This is a genomic window from Pleomorphochaeta sp. DL1XJH-081, from assembly GCF_049310885.1.
In the GTDB taxonomy this organism is placed as follows: Bacteria; Spirochaetota; Spirochaetia; order Sphaerochaetales; family Sphaerochaetaceae; genus CAYZJV01.
On record NZ_JBMDYO010000144.1, the window covers coordinates 1 to 259 of the forward strand.

Below are 259 nucleotides of genomic sequence, written 5' to 3' on the forward strand. Positions count from 1 at the left end.
GGTAAAGGTGTCGCCATTATCCCGGCGGTGGGCCAAGTGATTGCCCCGTTCCCGGGCGAAGTGGCCTCCCTGTTTCAGACTAAACACGCCATCGGCCTGCAAAGCGACAGCGGCATTGAGCTGCTGATCCACGTCGGCATCGACACGGTCAAACTCGACGGCGTGCCCTTTACCGCGCATGTGAAAGAGGGCGACAGGGTACAGGCCGGCGATCTGCTGATTGAGTTTGATCGCCAGGCGATTCTGGACGCCGGCTACG

1 protein-coding gene is annotated in these 259 nt (G+C 61.0%); it reads left to right on the top strand.

The features are described 5' to 3' along the window. A partial coding sequence (locus tag ACODJP_RS14240; RefSeq protein WP_422482620.1) for a glucose PTS transporter subunit IIA occupies window positions 1–259 on the top strand: 259 nt, incomplete at both ends.